Source organism: Planktothrix pseudagardhii (assembly GCF_904830925.1).
GTDB classification, from domain to species: domain Bacteria; phylum Cyanobacteriota; class Cyanobacteriia; order Cyanobacteriales; family Microcoleaceae; genus Planktothrix; species Planktothrix tepida.
Genome location: NZ_LR882967.1, coordinates 2,447,245 through 2,468,026, shown reverse-complemented (window position 1 = coordinate 2,468,026; position 20,782 = coordinate 2,447,245). Strand labels below are relative to the sequence as shown.

Sequence of the window (20,782 nt, the reverse complement as noted above, 5' to 3'; positions counted from 1 at the left end):
ATCGAAAATCCTTAAGTTACAACGGTTCAATTTCAATATAAACACCTGTTTGTTTGGAATCGGGATCAAATTCAACGCTTAATTGCGGTAAACAACTTAAACGATCATCAATTAAAACCCCAGCACCATTTAACGTTAACGCATCTAAACACGCACCTGCTAAATTATCAATATCCGAATTTGTTCGATGATTTCCTAATAATCGAATCACAATGGCGGCTTTGCGTAAAGGAAATTTATGGGTAATATTTTGTTCGGAAATTTGCCGATAAATTTCTACTTCTGCACGATTTCGCCAAGCACGATAACGGGGAGGTAAATAAGTTCCATTGCTAGTTACTCTGGGACGTGCTTTGGGAACAACAACCCCAGGAATCATTAATTTAATTAGTTCTGCGGTTTTTTTAGCAGGTTTTTGAGGTTCAATTGGCGCAGGTTCAGGAGGGTTAATCGGAGTAACTTCAACATCAATAATCGATTCTTTCGGATTAATAGTAATTCGAGTGACAGGAGATTCTAAGACTTCTGGTTTTTCTGGAATTGGAGAATTTTTCAGGGTAGGAGATTCGCCTGTTAAAATCATCTCAAACCCCGGTAGAGACGCGCCAATAGCCTTCGGCATAGCTTCGCCAAGGCGCGTCTCTACATTTTGTACTGGAAAGTCAGGTTTTTGAGGTGCAATTTGAGGCGATTTAGGGGAAATCGTTTTAACCTCATTTGTGGAATTTTGAGGTTGAGCATCCGGTAAAATTGGCTTAACCGGAAAAACCAGGGTTTTTGAAGGGTTCGGATTAGAATCAATAGCTGAGGAAAAAACACCGGGATTCACCCCTGGCATTTTTTTAGCAATTTGCATATACATGGCGGCGGTTTGGGGAGAAAACGTAAAATGTTCGTTAAACCAAACTTGCCAATGTTCAGGGGATAATTGAGCTTGAACGTGCAGCAACCATTCTCCAGCATTGCGCGCATGAATCAAGGAGGTTTGTGGAGTGTCTAAACATTTTTGGTGTTCCTGATTAATGCGTTCTGCAAAATCATCTAAGGTGGGGAGAACTTGAGAATCACTGAGAATTTGCAAATAGGTTGACAACATTAAATAAAAGTTTTGAATTTCAACAGGAAGTCGGTGATAATTTGCCCCCATCCACGAGAAAAAGGGGAGAGTTACAGTGTTGGCATGGGGGTTAGAAGGTTGATTCACCGACGGTATATTTAGTATTGATTAATTCCGAAATTGGGGTTAGGTGTTGGGTTCTTCCATCCAAAACTGTAAGCTTTGTTTTTTGATGTCCGATTTCATTAAAACTCCCGGTTCTTTTTGCATGGGTAATATATCTAAAATATCGGTTTGGGCGCAATATTTCAAGTCATCATAACACCCTAAACGCAATAACCGTTGACCATGGCTGGCATGATTTAACAATTCAAACAGTTTATTTTGCCATTGAGAATATAATGCAATTGCCCCAAACACTTCATCATTGCCCGCAAAATCATCTAAAGGATAACCCATTTCATTGACTAAATTTTGGGCAATTGCTCCCGCGCAGGCGGTGTCTTCGAGGGAATAGCTGCCTTCCCAACCCGAACCTAAGACCCAAACGGTTTCTGGGGTTTTTGTCATCAGATATTCTACAATGGCCCGTCGATTAATAAAAGCGGCAGTTAACACGACAGCAGCGGCTTGAACTCGTTCTAAACTTCGGGTTCCATTGGTCGTGGTCATAAATAATCGTTTGCCCTTGACCACTTCTGGGGTACAACTTAAGGGAGAATTGCCTAAATCAAACCCATCTACCGTTGCACCCCCCCGTTCACCGACACGAATGCGTTTGTCGGCGGGCCATTTTTCGCTCGTTTGCATTAAGGCATCAATATCGCTGAACACTTGTACCGCCTCGGCTCCCGCATTTAAGGCAGTGGCGATGGTGGTTGTCGCGCGTAACACATCCACGACAATTGCACAGTCGGGAAGAACATTCGCAGGGGCTAGTTCAGGAGTATGATAGACAAAAAATTTCACGGTTGGGACTGTGTTGGATAAAATTGCCAATTTTTATTTTACATAGAATTGGCTCAAAAATTGAATATAGCAATCCTATTTGAGTTGTATCCAAAATCTCGGTTCAAAAGGGAACAGCTTAACTGGGAACAGGGAACAGAGATAATACTTCTGGCTGTTTCATATCAGTTATAAATTATTACAACCTATTTGGGATTGCTATATAAAATTAATGATATTTTAAATGAATGTCTGTTTTTAGGTAATTTTTGCACAAAAATATGAAAAATAAAACTATTTTATTCTTAAGTAATGGTCACGGAGAAGATACTTGTAATGGAGAGATTATTAAACAGTTATTATCTTTAGATTCTACCGTAAAAATTGCGGCTGTTCCTATTGTTGGAGAGGGTCAGGTTTACCGTCGCTTAGGGGTTCCAATTCTCACCCCCACTCGAACGTTACCATCGGGAGGGTTTTTATATATGAATCCTTTTGTTTTTCTCAAAGATATTACATCGGGTTTAATCGGATTATTATGTAAACAATTACAAATTATTAAGAAAGAAGTTAAACATTATGATATTTTAATGGTGACAGGAGATATTGTTGTGGCTGCGATCGCTTATTTAACCCAAAAACCTTATATTATTTTTCTGTCTGCCTATTCTAGTTATTATGAAGGAAAACTCAATTTAGGGTTAATTCTTCCTTATTTGCTGAATCATAAGCGTTGTTTAGCTGTCTTTACACGGGATCAGTTTACCGCCAAGGATTTACAAAAACAAGAGATTAAAAAAGCTCAATTTGTGGGAACTCCGATGATGGATAATCTTACCCTCACCAAGGTTAATTTAAACCTAGATTCTGCATCTCGGATGATTGCTATTCTTCCCGGTTCTCGCCTCCCGGAAGCTAAACATAATTTGAAATTACTGTTAAAATTAGTTGAATTGATTGATAATAAGAGTTTGCAAAAAATTCAATTTAGAGTCGCGGCTGTTCACCGTTTAATGGTAGAATTAGATGAACTAGCAATATCTTTGGGTTGGCAACATGAAAGCGGAACATTAATTAGTAAAACGGGTTTAAACGTGATGTGTTATTGTGATAGATTTGCTGACATTTTAAATGCGGCTGATTTAGTTCTAGGAATGGCTGGAACTGCTAACGAACAAGCCGTGGGACAGGGAAAACCTGTGATTACAATTCCTGGTAATGGCCCTGCTTTTACCTATCGATTTGCTGAAGCGCAGTTGAGATTATTAGGATCATCGATTCAATTAATTGGAACGAAACCTGCGGATGATACTATTTTAGATAAAGCTGCGGAAACAGTAATACAAACCTTACAAAATTCCGACTATTTAAAATCTTGTTTAACAAATGGGGAAGAACGCATGGGAAAACCAGGAGGAAGTTTAAAAATGGCTCAATTTATACTAGAAACCTCTAAATTTTAAAAAGATCATGAAAAAATTTTTATTCGGTGGCTTAATCTGTTTTTTGAGTCTATCTCAACCTGTTTTGAGTCAAACTGAATCTTCTTCTCAAAAAATCTGCCCAACAGAACTGGAACCCGCCATTAATACCCTTATAAATCGTCCCCAATTTCAACACTCTCGCTGGGGAATTTTAATCGAAACCTTAACCCAAGGTAGAACCCTTTATAATCGAGATAGTCAATATTATTTTATTCCTGCTTCCACCGTTAAACTCTTAACAACGGCTGCGGCTTTCCAAAAATTAAGCGCAAATTTTAGAATTAGAACCTCGGTTTATGGCGATAATCAAGGAAATATTTATATTGTCGGAAGAGGTGATCCTAGTTTAACCGAAACTCAACTTAAAGATTTAGCACAACAGTTAAAAAATAAAGGCATCAGTCAAATTAATCAATTAATTGCTGTAGATGGTTATTTTACAGGTTCACCTATACATTCTAGTTGGCAATGGGAAGATATACAATCCGGTTATGGCGCACCAATTAATAGTTTAATTTTAAATCAAAATTCCTTAGATTTAATCCTCTCTCCCCAAGGGGTCGGACAACCGTTAAAAGTAACTTGGGTACGTCCAGAACAAGCAACGGGATGGACAGTAGAGAATCAAACCAAAACGGTTAACAAAAATGAACCCGAATTTGTGGATATTGGACGAGATTTAAGTAAACCTATTATTCGAGTTTCAGGACAATTAAGAGTTGGTGCAGAACCTGAACCCGTTTATGCCGCCGTTGTTGAACCGACGGAGAATTTTATTCAAGTCTTTAAGCAGGTTTTACTGAATTCAGGAATTCAAGTTTTGCAAACCTCAATAGCTGCTAATTTTTCCTATCCTCCAGAAGAATTAGCCTTTGTGGAATCTCCCCCTTTATCTGAATTAATTAAAACCCTAAATTCAGAAAGTAATAATGTTTTTGCTGAATCTCTCTTAAGAACTTTAGGGGTACAGAATTCCCGGTCTGATAGTGTAGAATCAGGATTAAAAGAAATTCAATTAATGTTAACTCGATTAGGCGTTAATCCCCAGGGTTATTACTTAGTTGATGGTTCAGGACTCTCTCAGAATAATTTAGTTACTCCTTTGGCTTTAGTTCAAACTTTAAGACTAATGGCAGGTTCTCCCGTTACAGAATTATATCAGAATTCCCTCCCCGTTGCGGGAATCAGTGGCACATTAAAAGGACGATTTCAAGATAGTTCGGCTGTCGGAATTGTCCAAGCAAAAACGGGAACTTTAACCGGAGTTTCATCCTTAGCCGGATATATTTCTCCCCCCGATTATCAACCTTTAGTTTTTAGTATTATGATTAATCAAACTCACTTACCTACAACTGAACTCAGAAAAGCTATTGATGAAATTGTATTATTATTAACGCGCTTAAAATCCTGCCCTTAACCTTTGTTTTTGCTCCATTGCAAAAGAGTAGCTAACACATAACAATATCAGGAATAGGCTGAAGAATAACAACAAGTTTTAGATATAGTAATCCGCGCCTTCGAGACAGGTTGTAATCATTTACAACTGATATGAAACAGCCAGAAGTATTATCTCTGTTCCCTATTCCCTATTCCCTATTCCCTTTTAGACCCAAATTTTGGATACAACTCAAATAGGATTGCTATATAATTTTGATACTATTTTAATCCGACTTGAGAATGAACGTACCCACAGCCACTTTATTAGTCTCTTGTCCCGATCAAAAAGGGTTAGTTGCTAAAATTGCGAATTTTATTTACTCCAATGGAGGAAATATTATTCATGCCGATCAACATACGGATTTTACGGCTAACATTTTTTTAACTCGAATTGAATGGCAATTAGACGGATTTAATTTACCCCGTGATGTTATTGCGCCTGCCTTTAGTGCCATTGCTAAACCCTTAAATGCTCATTGGCAATTGCATTTTTCCGATACCATTCCTCGGTTATCCATTTGGGTCACAAAACAAGATCATTGTTTATTAGATTTACTCTGGCGATGGCAAGCTCAAGAACTGATAGCAGAAATTCCCTTAATAATGAGTAATCATTTAAAATTAAAACCCCTTGCCGATCAATTTGGGATTGATTTTTACCATTTACCCATTACAGCAGAAAATAAATTAGAGCAAGAAGCTCAACAGTTAGAACTCTTAAAAAAATATAAAATTGATTTAGTTGTTCTTGCTAAATATATGCAGATTTTAAGTCCTCAAATTGTCGATAATTATTCTAAAATTATCAATATTCACCATTCTTTTCTCCCGGCTTTTGCGGGTGCAAATCCCTATCAACGAGCCCATGAACGGGGGGTTAAAATTATTGGTGCAACCGCCCATTATGTTACGGCGGATTTAGACGAGGGGCCAATTATTGAACAGGATGTTGTGCGGGTCAGCCATCGAGACACCGTAGAAGATTTAATTAGAAAAGGTAAGGATTTAGAACGATTGGTTTTAGCGAGGGCCGTTCGTTTACACTTACAAAATCGCGTGTTAGTCTATGGAAATCGAACGGTTGTTTTTGCTTAAATTCTCAAAAGGATGATCCCATGAGCCAAACTTTACAAGAGTTACAAACAGAATGGAACAGCATTAAAGCAGAAATTAATGCAATTAAATTTCAATATGAAAGTTTGCGAAATAAGCGTTCTAACTTTCATGTTACCGTCTTATTTACCTCAGATTCTTCTCCAGAATCTCTAGCACTCCTACAACAACAAACTCAAGAAGAAGCTAATCGCTGGTCATTGGATTTACAACAACTCGATCAAGAAATTCAAGCCACTCGTATTAAATTAAGACAAATTCGTGCTAAACTAGCGGTTAAACAAGCACAAATCTATCGATTTCAAGCTCAACAAAATTGGATTAAACTGAAACAACAGTATGAACGCATTAATCAATTATCAAATTCTTTAGAAGCCGAAATTTTATCCTTCTATAAAACGGCTGAAAATTTTCAACCCCTTCCTGAAGAATGGCTTCCTAAACACCCTCAATTATTAGAGCTAGAAATGACTCATATTCCTTATATTCAATCGGAAGAGAAACAATTTAAGCTAATGGGTAAACCGATTGATTTTAATCGCGAATGAAGGTAAAACAGTGGATTCATTTTTTTCTTGGTGGGGTGATACTGATTGGGGTGTTCCTGGGGTTGGTACAAGGATTAGCAGAGCAGCAAATTCCTTCTAAACTGATTCCCCTAGAGAGTCCTAAAACCCCAAACCTTGAATCTCTTTCAAGTTCTTCAATTTCTCCTCAATTCAATCAAATTAATCCTACTAAATTATGGGAACATATTCAAGTCTTAGTGGGAGAACGATATCAAGACTCTGACCGAGAACGGGTGAGAAATTATTTAACCCAGCAATTAGAATTATTGAAGTTTTCTCCCCATTTACAATCCTTTAAACAGGGGGTTAATATTGTTGCTCAACGTTTAGGAACTGATCCAAAAGCAGGGGAAATTGTATTAGCTGCTCATTATGATACGGTTCCGAATTCTCCCGGTGCAGATGATAATGCCAGTGGAGTTGCTGTTGTTTTAGAAATTGCCCGTTTATTGGCTGAAAAATCCACTCCTAAAACCTTAACGATTGTCTTTTTTGATCAAGAAGAAGTTGGACTTTTAGGCAGTTTTGCCTTTACAGGAAAACCAGAAAATCTAACAAATTTACAAGCTGCTATTATATTAGATATGGTGGGTTATGCTTGCCACACTTCGGGGTGTCAAACCTATCCCCCTGGATTAACGGTAACTCCCCTTTTAGAAGCAGCCGGAATTGAATTTCCAGACCGGGGAGAATTTTTAACCGTAGTCGGAGAAGTTCAAAATTTACCCTTATTAAAAGTCTTTCAAGCTGTCGATCAATCCCTAAAACTCTCCAATTCTTCCTCCCCAAAAATTCCACCCTTAGTAACCCTTCCCATTCCCTTAAAAGGTCTATTGACACCTGATGTTTTACGCAGTGACCATGCGCCTTTTTGGTATCAAGAAATACCAGCCGTTTTACTAACAGATACGGCAAATTTGCGATCGCCTCATTATCATCAACCCAGTGATACTCTCTCTCATTTAGATCCTGAATTTTTTGAAGGATCAGCCCAGATCATTTATAATGTCATTGTTGAACTTCTGAACAGTCAAACTCCTTTTCCGGTTTCCCCGTCTTAATCATCAACCTATAAAATAACGATGAATACTAAAGAAAACCTACAACGGCTCTTATTAGATCTCGATAACCGAGGTTACAAAGCTTATAAAGATATTTTAGGGACTTATGAATTCCCCGATTTTACCTTAATTATTGATTATGTTCAAGGTGATCCCTTTGCTGCACCGAGTAAATTTCGGGTTCATATTTCCCCAAACGTTGCCGGATTTCCCTCGGAATTATATCGCACCCGCAGCCGTGAAATAGCCCTCCGGGATTATCTCATTCGTGAATTTGACCACACAGCACGGGAGATTAGTAGTCATCGAGGAACAGGCAAAAGTGGCATGATTGCGGTGACAAAAATGGGTCAGGAAATCCTCGAACGCACATCGGCTTCATTGATTACCATTACCCCCCCTTCTCTTAAACCGATTATAGGGGGAAATCCCGCATTACAACGCGCTCGTCCAACACTTTCAACTTCAGAAAAAGGCATTGAAATGCGCTTTTTTGTCGGACTTCCGGCACGGGGACGGAATATTTTAGGCCGTCAAGCAGCGATGATGATTTGTGATGATATTCCGGCAATTGTAGATCGAGCTTTACGATATCAAAACTTGGATGGGGAAGCGATTAAACGTCATGTTGAAACGGCTGAAGATGCAGATTGGTTGCGAGAACAATTAGCCGAAAAAGAATTAGTTGCTTTTGTTGCAAATGGTGCAATTTTACCCCGAAAAAGTGGCATTGATAGCCATCCTTTACAAGAAAATGTGATTGCATTTCAATCTCCAGAATCCTTAGAAGTAGAGTTTAATTGTCCTAACCAAGGTACAATTCAAGGTATGGGAATTCCCAAGGGAATTAGTTTAATTGTAGGGGGCGGTTATCATGGAAAATCAACCTTATTAAATGCGATTGAATTAGGAGTTTATAATCATATTCCAGGGGATGGTCGAGAATTTGTAATTACTAATCCATCGGCGGTCAAAATTCGGGCGGAGGATGGTCGGAGTGTGTCAGGTGTTGATATTTCTCCTTTTATTAATCAACTGCCTCAAGGTCGTTCTACCACCGAATTTTCTACTGAAAATGCTAGTGGAAGTACCTCCCAAGCTGCTAATATTATGGAGGCATTAGAGGCTTTAGTTTTAGCTGAAAAACCGGAATCTTCCTCTATTCCTGCGGTGTTATTAGTGGATGAAGATACGGCGGCTACAAACTTTATGATCCGCGATCGCCGAATGCAAGAATTAATTGCCAAAGATTCGGAACCGATTACGCCTTTTATTGATAAAGTTCGACAACTTTATACGGATCATCAAGTTTCTACTATTTTAGTCATGGGAGGAAGTGGAGATTATTTTGATGTGGCGGATACTGTGATTGCAATGGAGAATTTTCAGGCACTAGAATTAACAGCAAAAGCTAAAGAAATCGCCCGTGAATATAGCACAGGTCGCACCTTAGAAGGGGGTGAAGCTTTTGGGGTTATTCGCCCTCGAATTCCCATTTCTGAAAGCTTAGATCCCAGTCGTGGACGTTGGGATGTGCGGATTAAAGTTCGAGATGTGGATGAGGTATTATTTGGAAGTGAAGATATTGATGTTTCTGCGGTAGAACAAATTGTTTCTAAAGACCAATTAAGAGCGATCGCCGCCGCGATGGTTTATGCCAAACAAAACTATATTAATGGGGAGAAAACATTACCTCAAATTTTAGATGCTGTTATGCAGGATATTGTAGCGAAAGGGTTAGATGTGATCACTCCCTTTCCCCAAGGAGATTTAGCAATCTTTAGACGGTTTGAATTAGCAGCGGCGATTAATCGCATTAGAACCTTAGAAGTGAAGCAATTGTAATTTTAGGAGGGAACAGGGAACAGGGAACAGCAGGAACAATATTTTAGTGTCTCCGTTGAGTGCATTAATTTAATAAAGTCCCCCTTCTTAAGGGATTTAGGGGGAGCTAATAACCCGTTTAATCATTGATTTTTTATTTTTAATAATTATGTCAAATCTTCCAATTCGAGTCAATGTAGTGTTTGGAACTCGCCCAGAAGCGATTAAATTAGCACCTGTCATTCAACTGTTAAAACAAACTCCTGGGTTTGAAACGCAGGTGATTTTAACGGGTCAACATCGAGAAATGGTTTCTCAAGTGATGACGTTATTTAATTTAACGGGAGATCACGATTTAAACATCATGCAGCCACAACAAACCTTAACGGATATTACCTGCGGAAGTTTACAAGGATTAGAAGATTTATTTAAACAATTCAAGCCCCATTTAGTCTTAGTTCAAGGAGATACAACAACGGCTTTTGCGGCGAGTTTAGCGGCGTTTTATCAAAGAATTCCGGTTGGTCACGTTGAAGCCGGATTACGCACCAATGATGTCTTTAATCCCTATCCTGAAGAAGCAAATCGGCGGTTAATATCTCAATTAACGCAATTCCATTTTGCCCCGACAATTCAAGCGGTTCAAAACCTTAAAAATTCGGGGGTTTTAGGAGAAATTTATCATACGGGAAATACCGTAATTGATGCTTTATTATCCGTTGCGAGAAAACAACCTCAATTGCATATCCCTAAATTAAATAATAGTCTCTATCGATTAATTTTAGCAACGGTTCATCGTCGAGAAAATTGGGGAGAACCCCTTCAGGGAATAGCTGAAGGATTCTTACAAATTCTCAATAAATTTCCTGATACGGCGTTATTATTACCTTTACATCGAAACCCAACGGTTAGGGAACCTTTAACGGAAAAATTAGGGAATCATCCCAGGGTCTTTTTAACAGAACCGTTAGATTATACGGAATTAGTGGCGGCGATTGATCGTTGTTATTTTGTATTAACAGATTCGGGAGGATTACAAGAGGAAGCACCGAGTTTAGGAAAACCGGTTTTAGTGTTAAGAACCACAACAGAACGTCCTGAAGCGGTGGAAGCGGGAACGGCTAAATTAGTGGGAACAGAAGCGGTGGATATTTTCACAGAGGCGAGTGTATTATTGCAGGATGAAATCGCCTATCAAAATATGGCAAATGCCATTAATCCCTTTGGGGATGGTCACGCTTCGGAACGGATTATTAATATTATTCAAGGGTATTTTCAGGGCTGAGGTTTGCGACAAGGGGGAGGTGTTGAAATTGGAAAGGGAAAAAAATCGGCTGTATCTCCTTCTGCATAAGGGTTACAAGGAAATTGAATAAAAAATCGGTTGTCGCATTTTTTGGAACCTCTGTATCGTCAGGATTTCAGCCGTTTTTTGGGAACAATCCCTTGACTTTTTTTCCGGTTTGGTGGTATATTTTTCTCAAGTGGCAACAGGTTGTCGCAAATGAACCTTGAAAACTAAATAGGGCTTGCTGAAAAAGTAACAGAAAAGGAAACGGATGATTAACTAGCTAATGGAGTTAGAAGGATAAATAACTTTTCTTGGAGGTAAGGAGTTAACAGATAACTTGTCATAATCTATGATCTGAAAAAAGTAATTGAGTAAAAAAATTGACCCCAAAAGCTGTCTAAGAAGGGCAGAGAGATTCATCACTAAAAAAGTAATAGCAATTGCCGTTTCGGAAGTATGAGCTAGTTTATTCATAATGCGATTGAGGCTAAATCTTCTTTTTCCTTGCCCAAATTTGCCCTCAATCGAATTCCGAATTTTTTCATCCTCTAACGCCTGTTTCTTAGTAGATTTACTAAGATTTGCTGGAGGTCTCCCTAACGGGGGGCCACTGATTCTAATTCCTCTTTCTTTACACCAAGCTCTGTTGTCTCTAGTCCGGTAAATTTTATCTACATGGACTGACTCAGGATAATGTCCCGTATATTCTTTAAAAGCCTCTATTTGTGTTTTTAAATCACAGGATTCGTTAAAATTATCCCAACTAATCCGGTCAAGAAATACATAGTCATCCATACAACTCGCAGACAATTTAGCACCAAATTCTACTGACACTCCGGCTTTACCTCGCACAATCGGACGAATATGAGGTTGGCTCAAACTGACGATTCTATCGGAAATACTTTGTTTGTTATTATCATACATCCACTGCTGTTGACGATAAACTTCTGATATGACTAATAAACTCTTATATTGCTTGTTATTTAAGCTATCCAGCGTCCCTCTATTGGCGATGATTTGGTCTATATGCCCTAAGTTTCGTTTAATATATTGCAGTTGTTTTTTAATGGCATTTCGTCTTTTTTTCCGCGCAGGTCGGCGTTGTTTTGCTACTTCTAGGTAGTCTTTTCTCGCTTTTTTTCTATAAGTTCTGGGTTTCTTCTCTGATTTATCCTGACGGCTTTTATGCAAACTATCAATGATTTTTTCTGTCTGTTCTCTGGCTTGATTTAAAATTTTTAAGTCTGTCGGATATGTGATATCAGCCGGGGCACAAGTTGCATCTGCTATTAATTTTCCTCGGTTTTTCCTCTCACTTCCTTCTTCAGCTTCTGATTGATTTTCGGTGACTGGCTCCTTACTCGCCTCTCGCATTCTTTTGATCATTACCCGATTGACTTTATTCACTAAATTCACATTGATTCTTGTCCGAAAGTGCACTAACATTGAGGCATCAAATGGTGCCTTGTTCCTGTATTCTGACAACCCGATAAAATACTGCAAGTAGGGATTTTCTTTGATTTGTTCTACTGTTTCTCTATCACTTATTCCTAATTTTTCTTTGATGATTAAAGCTCCCAATGCCATCCTAAATCTTTTGGCGGGTGCTCCCATCACAGAAGAGAATAATTCTTCATATTCCGCTTCAAATTCTTCCCACGGTATCCATTGAGCCATGATTACCCACCGATTATCTTCCGACAGCTTTCCCTCAAACGGCAGTTTGAACTCTTCGGGTGGTGTCCTTGGTTGTTCGTCTTTACGGTACATTTTCCCCGACTCCTGCAAGGTTTTTGGGCTATTTTACACCTATCCCTTGCACCTGATTCATTTTTTCTTGTCTTCTCCTCCTGCCTGTTCTGGCTTTTCGCCTTTTTTCAGCAAGCCCTAAATACAATGCGGGTTTCAAAGCGTGCAGTTTAAACTACTATTAATCCCTATCAGGGATTGAAACCTGGCATCTTAACAGACGGAAAGACCGCTTGTTTGTTTAAACTACTATTAATCCCTATCAGGGATTGAAACCTGAACAGACCTCTATGAAGCCGCTTGTTTTATGGAGGAGGTTTAAACTACTATTAATCCCTATCAGGGATTGAAACATAAAGCTTGGCAACGGAATCAACGGCAAGTATTAGTTTAAACTACTATTAATCCCTATCAGGGATTGAAACCCGTTAAGGGGATCGGTTAGAGCAAACACTCTAATGTTTAAACTACTATTAATCCCTATCAGGGATTGAAACGCTTGCTTTGCGACCCATCTATCATAATTAACTCTTCTTATAGTTTAAACTACTATTAATCCCTATCAGGGATTGAAACGCGCTGCTGTAGCTTCTACACCTCCCTCAAACTTTTGTTTAAACTACTATTAATCCCTATCAGGGATTGAAACTCATTGTAAGCTATTGCAACAGAGGGTCGGCAGTCTAGTTGTTTAAACCCACATTCCGCAGATATTTAAGCCAATTGGATTTTCAATTAAATTGTTCTAAATAAAAGCCCAAATGATTGCCATGTAATGATTTGGGCTATTTTTAATATAGAATAATAATTGGAGTAACTGAACAAATAAAAAGATGAAAAACCCCCTAGAAGCGATGGAAATCGTAAATTTAGACCATTTAGGAATAGTGGCAGGGATAATAGATGAGATGGAATTAGTAGAAGAAGTGAATAAAAAAGTGGGATTAAGAGCAAAAGAAGCAGTAAGCCCAGGACAGGTAATGAAAGCAATGATTTTGAATGGATTAGGGTTTTTGAGCGCGCCGTTGTACCTATTCGAGAACTTTTTCATCGGGAAGGCAACAGAGCATTTAATAGGGGAAGGAGTAACAGCAGAGCAACTAAATGATGACCGAATTGGAAGAGCATTAGATAAATATTATGAAGTAGGAACAACAAAGTTATTCACAGCAATAGCCCTAAAAGCTGCTCAAAAATTTCAAGTAGAAAGGGAGAACGTACACCTAGATAGTAGTTCGATATCAGTAGAGGGAGAATACAAAAGTAAGGAAGAAGAAAATCAGGAAGAAGAAGAAGAAATGAAAGCGATAAAAATAGTGCATGGATACTCAAGAGATAAAAGACCAGATCTGAAGCAATTTATAATAGATATGGTGGTAAGTGGAGATGGAGATGTGCCATTATATCTAAAAATAGATGATGGAAATGCCGATGATAAAAGTGTATTTGTAGAAAGACTAAAAGAATTTACTCATCAATGGACATTTGAAGGAATATGTGTAGCAGACAGTGCGTTATACACAGCAGAGAATATAGGAGCAATGACAGGAATGAAATGGATAACGAGAGTGCCATTTATTTTTTACAGCGAGTGTATTCGTGAAAAAACCAGAGAGAGTGGAAGTAATAGCGATGATAATGGGATTGTGCTTGTTAGTGTATAACCTAGCGCAAAGAAAATTGAGAAAACAATTAGAAGCAGCCCAAGAAGGGGTGAGAAATCAGGTCAAAAAATTAACGAATAAACCGACAATGCGGTGGATATTTCAAATGTTCCAAGCGGTACATTTAGTCAGGATAAATGGGGAGAAACAAGTGAGTAACTTAACCCAAGAACGTCAAGAAATATTGCAGCATCTAGGGAAATCTTGCTGTGAATACTATTTAATGATTTCTGGGGGATAAAGATTGAGAGAAAGGGGAAAATAGTTAAAAACAAATCTAAGTTATGAGTCAAGATGAGAACTCTTGGCTGGAACGAACTTGGTTATAAAATACAAATGTGTTAAAAAAAGAGGATTCTATTTCTATGAAAAAATAGCAATTATTTATGTTTAGTTAAAAACCGGTAAATACGCTATAAAATCTGATAGTAAAGCCTCGGAAGTTCAACGAAGAACTGTAAGGGTTTTCAATTTTTTAGAATTAGTGGAAAATTCGATGCCCATCTGCGGAATGTGGGTTTAAACTACTATTAATCCCTATCAGGGATTGAAACAACTTTAAACGGGTGACTTTATCCTTGCCTTCTAGCAGGTAGTGTGTTTAAACTACTATTAATCCCTATCAGGGATTGAAACATTGAGTCCAAACCAATTGATAATTCGGGTCTGTTAGTTTAAACTACTATTAATCCCTATCAGGGATTGAAACAATTTTTGGAATTTTTTTTTGTGCTGACATAATGACTGAATACGTTTCTTAGTGAAAAAAGTAAAGTGCTTTTGTGGTTCTTTCAAAAATCAGAGTTTTTAGGCTTAAGTTAACAATAAGGGGTGATATTAACTGTTTAAAGACAGCCCTGAAGGGCTTACTACGGGGTGCGTAAGCCAAAATAAGTTAAAATTAAATCGGTATTTCCTGTGTTGGTGACTTCGTGAACTTCTCCAGGTTCCACTGCAATACAAACTCCTGGTTTTAATTCATAATTTGTACCATTAATCGCAATATTTCCCAAACCTGATTCTACAAAAAAAACTTCACACATATCAGCATGGGAATGACCTCCCGCCACTTGTCCGGGGGAAAAACACGCTTGAGAAAAATTCGTTAAATGGGGTAAATCTCCTAAACTCAACATCACCTTTTTTTTAATCGCTGGATTATGGGAAACTTCCTGTTCTGGAATTTGGTTTAAATCGGTTATTTTCATAAAAATTAAAGATATCTTTTTTAAATTCTACTAAATTTATGTTATTTTGTCAATTAATTTAGCCAAACAATCTTTAACCATTTGAATAGCAGATTCAGGAGAATTCACAATAAAAACTTGTTCTGGCGCTAAAGATTTAAAAAAACTTTGACTTTCTAAGTTTTGATTTAATAAAATAACACACTTATTTTGTTTAATTGCTAAAGCAATTTCCGAAGCAGTTCCGGCTCCCATTCCACAAGCAATAATAACATCGGAAGATAATACATTAATAGCATTTCTAGCCTGACCTAAATTAGTAAAAATTGCAATATCTACCGCCTCAGACATTCCTTGATTATCCCCATTCGGTAAAATTCCTAAAGTTAAACCATTAGCTGCTTTTGCTCCTTGATTGGCTGATTCCATCACTCCCCTATTTCGACCTCCTGTTAATAAAACCCATCCTGATTCAGCAATCAATTGACCCAATTGATACCCATGCTCAACATCCAGGGACGTTGCTCCTTCTCCTGGCCCCATAACGCCAATAGTAATTTTTCTCATAAATAATGTGATAAGATGCCAGACATCTATTAATTTAGAGCGATCAATCATCGCTGATTTCTAAACCTTGAGAAATCTTAAGATTTGTTATGAAAACTCAACTAAAGCTCAAAAAAGTATCCGGGGATACCTTAGTCCAAATGCGGCAGGATTTAATGGCTGAATCCCGACCGAGTTTTAACTACATGATCTTAGTCATAACGGCTTGTTTAATTGCGACTTTTGGATTACTCAGTAATAGTACAGCCGTCATTATTGGAGCCATGTTAGTCGCTCCCATTATGTTACCATTGCGAGGATTAGCCTTTGGTATTTTAGAAAATGATCAAGAATTATCTCGGTGTGGTATTATCTCGATTGTTGTGGGAACAATAGTAGCACTGATCTTATCAATTACTTTAGGAAAAATAGTCGGAATTGAAGATTTTGGTTCAGAGGTTTTAGCGAGAACTGAACCCAATTTAATAGATTTAGGAATCGCTGTTGTCGCAGGGGGATTAAGCGGTTTTACGAAAGTTGAAAAGGGGATTAGTGACGCTGTAGCTGGAACCGCAATTGCAGTGGCGTTAATGCCTCCTTTATGTGTCATTGGTTTAACGTTATCTCAAGGTTTTTATGATTTAAGTTATGGCGCAACATTGCTTTATTTAACCAATTTAATTGGCATCGCCTTAGCTTGCATGATCGTTTTTGTTTTGGCAGGTTATTCCCAACTCAAAAGAGAATTTGTCATCACACTGATTGTGGCTTCTGTGTTAGCAATTCCTTTAGGCATTAGTTTTTTAAAGTTCGTAACTCAACTGCGGTTACAAACGGATTTAAGGAATATTTTTCAAGAAAAAACCTTAACGGGACAACGAGTAGATTTACAAGACACTCATATTAATTGGAAACAAAATCCTCCCACAGCTTATTTAAAAGTTCGTTCTACCGAACCCGTTACCCCCAGACAAGTGCGTTTAGTCCAAGATTTTATCAATCAAAAAATGAGACAAAATTTCACATTGGTTTTCTTAGTTGAAGATGTAGAACAAGTCGAAGCAGAGAAGTAATCAGTTGTCAGTCATCAGTTATCAGTAATTAGTGTAGAGATATGGTTTCGCCCAGGTGTGCCTGTACGAGTTAAGAGAGAGTCAATCAACTAATTAGTAATTACTGACAACTGACAACTGATAACTGATAACTGATAACTGATTTTAAAATCCGCCAAAATCAAGGGGGCTAGATACAGGACTGGTGAAGACAAAATAAATAATTCCGGCTCCTAATAATGCGATCGCTAAACTAAAAAGAATTACCCAACGATCAGGTGGTTCGTAGGTATCTTCTTCAATATCTCGACGCACAATAAAATATTGAAATGTGGATAATAATACGGTTAATAAACCCACTCCTGAAAATAATAATCCTAATTTCCAACCATAACCAGGGCCAGGAACAGCAATAGGTTGAAATGCACGCAGGCGTAAAATCACAACACCAAATCCCATTAAACCAACGGCGGTTCGCATCCAGGCGAGATAAGTTCGTTCATTGGCTAAGTGATCTCGAACGCGGGAAGGGTTCAATTTTTTGGGTTTCTGGATAATTTCTGCGGTAGAATCTGGTGATTTCATGAACTCAGAGGCTTTGATTTGGGTGTAATCTTCAGTTTTCATAGTTGAGAAAATTCAACAAAAATACAGAGAATTAACGAAGAAATCACTTTTTTTCAGGGTGATTTTGATTACCCCTTTTCTCCCCGTTTAAAGGGAGACAGGGGAACATAGTTAGAATCACTTAAGATTTTTTTGTACTCAAAGTATTAGGAATTTGGCTATCAATAATACTCTGAGAAATATTAGGGATAAACCAATGAGTATCATTAGCTTGAACAACCTTTGCTAAGGGGGAGTTAAACTCAAGAGTTCCCGTGTCAGGATTAGTGGTAATTTCTAACTGAGTTCCATCCAGAATTTTAACGGCAATCGGCCCTTGTAAAGGCTCAGATTGTTCACTGAGTGCCAAATTAGTTCCCTTAATATCTTGGGGTAAATAGAAGCCATCACAATCCCACTTTTTAGGGGTAGTTTGATTATCACCCAAAAAATAAAGGGTTGCTTGATCTTCTTGATCTTCTTTTTGGGGACTGCCATAAACTGCGATTGTTTTTCCCGTTTTATTGGTACATTGTCCCCAATGAGTTGCTGATTTTAACGCATATTGTTGAAACTGTAAATAGTCAAGTTGTTGTTGAACAGGTTTAGAAATTGCACCTTGAGTTTGCTTTTCATCTTCAGCAACTAAAGACAGTTGTTTTAAAGCTTGGGTGACTTCAATATAATCAGGATTCTTTGTATATTTAGGTTCGGCGGAAGCAGGTTGAGAGAACACCAAATTGAGCATCAGAACCAAAGCAATCAATAGAGAGGTTAAGAATTTCATGAATTTTATCCTTGAATTAGGTTGAATCAAAACGTTAAAACTTGTACCGGGTGTAATCCCATTATTCAACTTCGGCTACTTTGGGGGGGTTAGAAAACAAAACCCAAGCACAACTAATGCCTAAAGCCAGAAGTGCTAATAAAAGGTTTTCTTTAACGATAAACACACCTAAACCAATTAAAACACAGGGAACAAACGTATTACCATAACCCGTTAATACTTTGGCAATAGTTGGAAAATGGGTTAACTTGTAAGCGACATAACACCAAACCCCAACGAGGGAGAAAAAGGTACATAATATCGTTAATAAAGTTTCCCAACTGCTACTCGCAAATAGAGGAACATAAATTCCAATATTATCGCTGCCATTGGCAACCGTTACCGCCGCGACTCCATAGGTTTGAGGAGATAACCAATTTTGCCAAAAAGAGGGGTTATCCGATGTTAGGGAAGTCTCTATAGTTGGTGAATCATCATCCTCGTCTTCTTGAGATTTCAATAAATAATAAATTCCCAAAATAACAGGAACTAAACCCAACCCTCGAATCCAATCAGGAGGAATCAATAAACTTCCAAAAAAACCGGGTAAACTTGCCAATAATAAGAGGGTAAATCCTAAATACTGACCGATAACAATTTGACGGCGACGGAACAAGGCATTAACTTGGGAAAAAAATAGAGTGAGGATGAAAATATCATCAATATTAGTCGCAGCAAAGGCGGCGGTTCCTGTGGAAATGGCGGTTATAAATTCGTTCATGGTTTGATTTTCCTGTGAGGGTTAATAATGGAGAGGTTTAGAATTTTCGTCTGCGTTTAGTCGAATAGGAATGGGAAGTAGGAAGCACTAAAGAAGCTGAAGGAATAATTTCAGGAGTGGGGTGAGTAAATTGAGCATGAATTTCTTCAATATGTCGTTCCATTGTTCTGACTAATTTCGGTGAACGAGTGCGTTGTCTGACGAACCAGCCACAAGTTACGAATAAGTAGAGGAGGAATAAATAAGGGAAGAGATTATAAGGGGCTTCAGGAACTGGAAACAGTTGATTTCCGGGGATACCAACGCTACCAATAATCGGAATCATCATGAAGCCAATAGCTAAGATAGAACAGACAACATCCATCGGGCGCAGTTGTTTAATTTTGTGGAGATAAAGGGGCGCAGCCAGGGAAACTAAAATGTAAACCGTTAAAAATCCATAACTACAAATCGCTCCTAAATAACCCATACTTTCAAATAAGCGAATATTAAACATTGACAGGATTGCTGGAACTAGAAACATTACAAAGGAACAGAGGGTAACAGCAATATGAGGGGTACGATTTGAAGCGTGGGTTGTACCAATAGACGCATGAAATAAACCGTGACGCGCCATAGTAAAAAAGATGCGGGCGGCGGGATTAATAGTTCCTAAAACACAAGCAAAGAAGCTAAATAAAACCCCGAAAGCAATAATATCTCCTAAGAATCCGAAGCCGATTTGATGGGAAAGAAAAGCTAAGGGTTCTTCTGTTGTTGTAATCGAAACCCCAGTTCCTTCAAATCCTAGAATTTCAACATAACTGGTGAAGATAAAAAAGACTCCAGCTAAGATAACACTGCCCATCACAGAACGGGGAATCGTTCTTAACGGATTTTTAGCTTCATCCCCTAATGTGGTGGCACTTTCAAATCCTGAAAATCCAAATAAAGCTAACACTAATCCAGTGGCAATATGACCCGGAGTAACCCCTTCTAAGGTGAGTTGGCTCAGATCTAAAGCAAAGCCTTTATGTGCCCAAATAAGGATAGTTAGAATGCCAATTAACAAAATCGAAATTCCTTCCATCCATAACATCGCCATAGCGGAAAGTTGGATATCTTTGTAGGCTGCATACCAAGCAATTCCAGCACCAATGGCGAGTAAGGTAATTGCCGAAGGATGAATCCCTAAATGACCAAATAATATGCCGCTAAAGTTGGCTAAACCACAGAGAACAGACATTCCCGTGAATAAATAGGCGAGTACCAAACTCCAACCACAAATAACTCCGGCGGTGGGGCCTAATCCTTTAACAATATACGCATAAAATGAACCCGGAGAAGCAGAACGTCTGGCAAATTGATTAATATTAATACTGACAAAGATTAAGCCGATTAAACCAATTAAAAAACTGAGCCAGGTTCCTTTTCCTGAAAGGGCAACTAATAATCCTAAATTAGAGGCTGGAATTGTTGTAGGGGCAATTACAGCAAAAGATTGAGCTAAAACTTCACCAAAAGAAAGACAATCCTTTTTTAAGCCATGAGAACCCTGATGGAGTTGAGTGCTTTCGGTCATAGAGTAATTCCTTCTGTATTTCAAATAGACATCGGTGAATTGCTCTGCGATCGCCAATAAAGTATTGAGCAATGATTAACGATATC

17 protein-coding genes, 1 pseudogene and 1 CRISPR repeat array are annotated in these 20,782 nt (G+C 38.2%); of the genes and pseudogenes, 9 read left to right on the top strand and 9 right to left on the bottom strand.

Going from position 1 to position 20,782, the window contains the following annotated elements; translation table 11 throughout:
- Positions 1–16 precede the first annotated feature (16 nt).
- Positions 17–1,204 (bottom strand): RusA family crossover junction endodeoxyribonuclease, encoded by a 1,188-nt coding sequence (locus NMK36_RS10405; RefSeq protein WP_254173670.1) that lies wholly within the window; start codon positions 1,202–1,204, stop codon positions 17–19.
- A gap of 39 nt (positions 1,205–1,243) precedes the next feature.
- On the bottom strand, positions 1,244–2,026 hold the full coding sequence (locus tag NMK36_RS10400; RefSeq protein WP_072722343.1) for a 2-phosphosulfolactate phosphatase family protein: 783 nt from the start codon (positions 2,024–2,026) through the stop codon (positions 1,244–1,246).
- A gap of 260 nt (positions 2,027–2,286) precedes the next feature.
- Between NMK36_RS10400 and NMK36_RS10395 the strand changes: the two genes are divergently transcribed.
- The 7 genes from NMK36_RS10395 (at position 2,287) to wecB (ending at position 10,778) form a co-directional block, all read left to right on the top strand.
- The gene (locus NMK36_RS10395) at positions 2,287–3,468 is read left to right on the top strand and encodes a lipid-A-disaccharide synthase-related protein (RefSeq protein ID WP_072722090.1); all 1,182 of its coding nucleotides are present in this window, start codon (positions 2,287–2,289) and stop codon (positions 3,466–3,468) included.
- 7 nt (positions 3,469–3,475) lie between these two features.
- Positions 3,476–4,906 (top strand): D-alanyl-D-alanine carboxypeptidase/D-alanyl-D-alanine endopeptidase, encoded by a 1,431-nt coding sequence (dacB, locus tag NMK36_RS10390; RefSeq protein WP_072722092.1) that lies wholly within the window; start codon positions 3,476–3,478, stop codon positions 4,904–4,906.
- A 260-nt stretch (positions 4,907–5,166) separates the two neighbouring features.
- Positions 5,167–6,021, top strand: a complete 855-nt coding sequence (gene purU, locus NMK36_RS10385) for a formyltetrahydrofolate deformylase (RefSeq protein WP_072722094.1) — start codon at positions 5,167–5,169, stop codon at positions 6,019–6,021.
- Positions 6,022–6,041: 20 nt separating this feature from the next.
- Positions 6,042–6,587, top strand: a complete 546-nt coding sequence (locus NMK36_RS10380) for a hypothetical protein (RefSeq protein WP_072722096.1) — start codon at positions 6,042–6,044, stop codon at positions 6,585–6,587.
- Entirely contained in the window at positions 6,584–7,669 is a 1,086-nt protein-coding gene (locus NMK36_RS10375; RefSeq protein ID WP_072722098.1) for a M20/M25/M40 family metallo-hydrolase, read from the top strand. The genes NMK36_RS10380 and NMK36_RS10375 overlap by 4 nt, the downstream gene beginning before the upstream one ends.
- Before the next feature lie 21 nt (positions 7,670–7,690).
- The gene (locus NMK36_RS10370; protein ID WP_072722100.1) at positions 7,691–9,514 is read left to right on the top strand and encodes an ABC-ATPase domain-containing protein; all 1,824 of its coding nucleotides are present in this window, start codon (positions 7,691–7,693) and stop codon (positions 9,512–9,514) included.
- 148 nt (positions 9,515–9,662) lie between these two features.
- Positions 9,663–10,778, top strand: a complete 1,116-nt coding sequence (gene wecB, locus NMK36_RS10365) for a non-hydrolyzing UDP-N-acetylglucosamine 2-epimerase (RefSeq protein ID WP_072722102.1) — start codon at positions 9,663–9,665, stop codon at positions 10,776–10,778.
- A 282-nt stretch (positions 10,779–11,060) separates the two neighbouring features.
- On the opposite strand, the gene NMK36_RS10360 is transcribed toward wecB, so the two are convergent.
- A complete protein-coding gene (locus NMK36_RS10360) occupies positions 11,061–12,554 on the bottom strand; it encodes an IS5 family transposase (protein ID WP_254172948.1) in 1,494 nt (497 codons plus the stop codon).
- A gap of 147 nt (positions 12,555–12,701) precedes the next feature.
- Positions 12,702–13,182: direct repeats of the CRISPR family, unit length 37 nt; unit sequence GTTTAAACTACTATTAATCCCTATCAGGGATTGAAAC.
- 184 nt (positions 13,183–13,366) lie between these two features.
- On the opposite strand from NMK36_RS10360, the pseudogene NMK36_RS10355 reads away from it, so the two are divergent.
- Positions 13,367–14,438: pseudogene (locus NMK36_RS10355) on the top strand (IS1634 family transposase).
- Between the two features lie 628 nt (positions 14,439–15,066).
- Here NMK36_RS10355 and NMK36_RS10350 read toward each other — a convergent pair.
- The gene (locus NMK36_RS10350; protein ID WP_072722104.1) at positions 15,067–15,405 is read right to left on the bottom strand and encodes a cupin domain-containing protein; all 339 of its coding nucleotides are present in this window, start codon (positions 15,403–15,405) and stop codon (positions 15,067–15,069) included.
- 36 nt (positions 15,406–15,441) lie between these two features.
- A complete protein-coding gene (locus tag NMK36_RS10345) occupies positions 15,442–15,951 on the bottom strand; it encodes an LOG family protein (RefSeq protein ID WP_072722344.1) in 510 nt (169 codons plus the stop codon).
- 89 nt (positions 15,952–16,040) lie between these two features.
- On the opposite strand from NMK36_RS10345, the gene NMK36_RS10340 reads away from it, so the two are divergent.
- Positions 16,041–17,003 carry a DUF389 domain-containing protein gene (locus tag NMK36_RS10340; RefSeq protein ID WP_072722107.1) on the top strand — a complete coding sequence of 321 codons (963 nt, stop codon included), beginning with the start codon at positions 16,041–16,043 and terminating at the stop codon, positions 17,001–17,003.
- A gap of 144 nt (positions 17,004–17,147) precedes the next feature.
- Here NMK36_RS10340 and NMK36_RS10335 read toward each other — a convergent pair whose 3' ends face one another.
- From NMK36_RS10335 to NMK36_RS10320, 4 genes are all read right to left on the bottom strand, one after another.
- Positions 17,148–17,567 carry a YidH family protein gene (locus NMK36_RS10335; RefSeq protein WP_072722345.1) on the bottom strand — a complete coding sequence of 140 codons (420 nt, stop codon included), beginning with the start codon at positions 17,565–17,567 and terminating at the stop codon, positions 17,148–17,150.
- Positions 17,568–17,730: 163 nt separating this feature from the next.
- Complete coding sequence (locus NMK36_RS10330; RefSeq protein WP_072722109.1) at positions 17,731–18,375, bottom strand: hypothetical protein; 645 nt, start codon at positions 18,373–18,375, stop codon at positions 17,731–17,733.
- Positions 18,376–18,436: 61 nt separating this feature from the next.
- Positions 18,437–19,135, bottom strand: coding sequence for a cadmium resistance transporter (locus NMK36_RS10325; RefSeq protein WP_072722112.1), 699 nt, complete (start codon positions 19,133–19,135; stop codon positions 18,437–18,439).
- A gap of 37 nt (positions 19,136–19,172) precedes the next feature.
- Entirely contained in the window at positions 19,173–20,696 is a 1,524-nt protein-coding gene (locus NMK36_RS10320) for an APC family permease (RefSeq protein ID WP_072722113.1), read from the bottom strand.
- Positions 20,697–20,782: the final 86 nt, after the last annotated feature.

Excerpts from the sequence above, each read along its gene's own strand:
- NMK36_RS10395 (WP_072722090.1), top strand. The coding sequence starts at position 2,287 with ATGAAAAATAAAACTATTTTATTCTTAAGTAATGGTCACGGAGAAGAT.
- dacB (WP_072722092.1), top strand. The coding sequence starts at position 3,476 with ATGAAAAAATTTTTATTCGGTGGCTTAATCTGTTTTTTGAGTCTATCT.
- purU (WP_072722094.1), top strand. The coding sequence starts at position 5,167 with ATGAACGTACCCACAGCCACTTTATTAGTCTCTTGTCCCGATCAAAAA.
- NMK36_RS10380 (WP_072722096.1), top strand. The coding sequence starts at position 6,042 with ATGAGCCAAACTTTACAAGAGTTACAAACAGAATGGAACAGCATTAAA.
- NMK36_RS10375 (WP_072722098.1), top strand. The coding sequence starts at position 6,584 with ATGAAGGTAAAACAGTGGATTCATTTTTTTCTTGGTGGGGTGATACTG.
- NMK36_RS10370 (WP_072722100.1), top strand. The coding sequence starts at position 7,691 with ATGAATACTAAAGAAAACCTACAACGGCTCTTATTAGATCTCGATAAC.
- wecB (WP_072722102.1), top strand. The coding sequence starts at position 9,663 with ATGTCAAATCTTCCAATTCGAGTCAATGTAGTGTTTGGAACTCGCCCA.
- NMK36_RS10360 (WP_254172948.1), bottom strand. The coding sequence starts at position 12,554 with ATGTACCGTAAAGACGAACAACCAAGGACACCACCCGAAGAGTTCAAA.
- NMK36_RS10350 (WP_072722104.1), bottom strand. The coding sequence starts at position 15,405 with ATGAAAATAACCGATTTAAACCAAATTCCAGAACAGGAAGTTTCCCAT.
- NMK36_RS10345 (WP_072722344.1), bottom strand. The coding sequence starts at position 15,951 with ATGAGAAAAATTACTATTGGCGTTATGGGGCCAGGAGAAGGAGCAACG.
- NMK36_RS10340 (WP_072722107.1), top strand. The coding sequence starts at position 16,041 with ATGAAAACTCAACTAAAGCTCAAAAAAGTATCCGGGGATACCTTAGTC.
- NMK36_RS10335 (WP_072722345.1), bottom strand. The coding sequence starts at position 17,567 with ATGAAATCACCAGATTCTACCGCAGAAATTATCCAGAAACCCAAAAAA.
- NMK36_RS10330 (WP_072722109.1), bottom strand. The coding sequence starts at position 18,375 with ATGAAATTCTTAACCTCTCTATTGATTGCTTTGGTTCTGATGCTCAAT.
- NMK36_RS10325 (WP_072722112.1), bottom strand. The coding sequence starts at position 19,135 with ATGAACGAATTTATAACCGCCATTTCCACAGGAACCGCCGCCTTTGCT.
- NMK36_RS10320 (WP_072722113.1), bottom strand. The coding sequence starts at position 20,696 with ATGACCGAAAGCACTCAACTCCATCAGGGTTCTCATGGCTTAAAAAAG.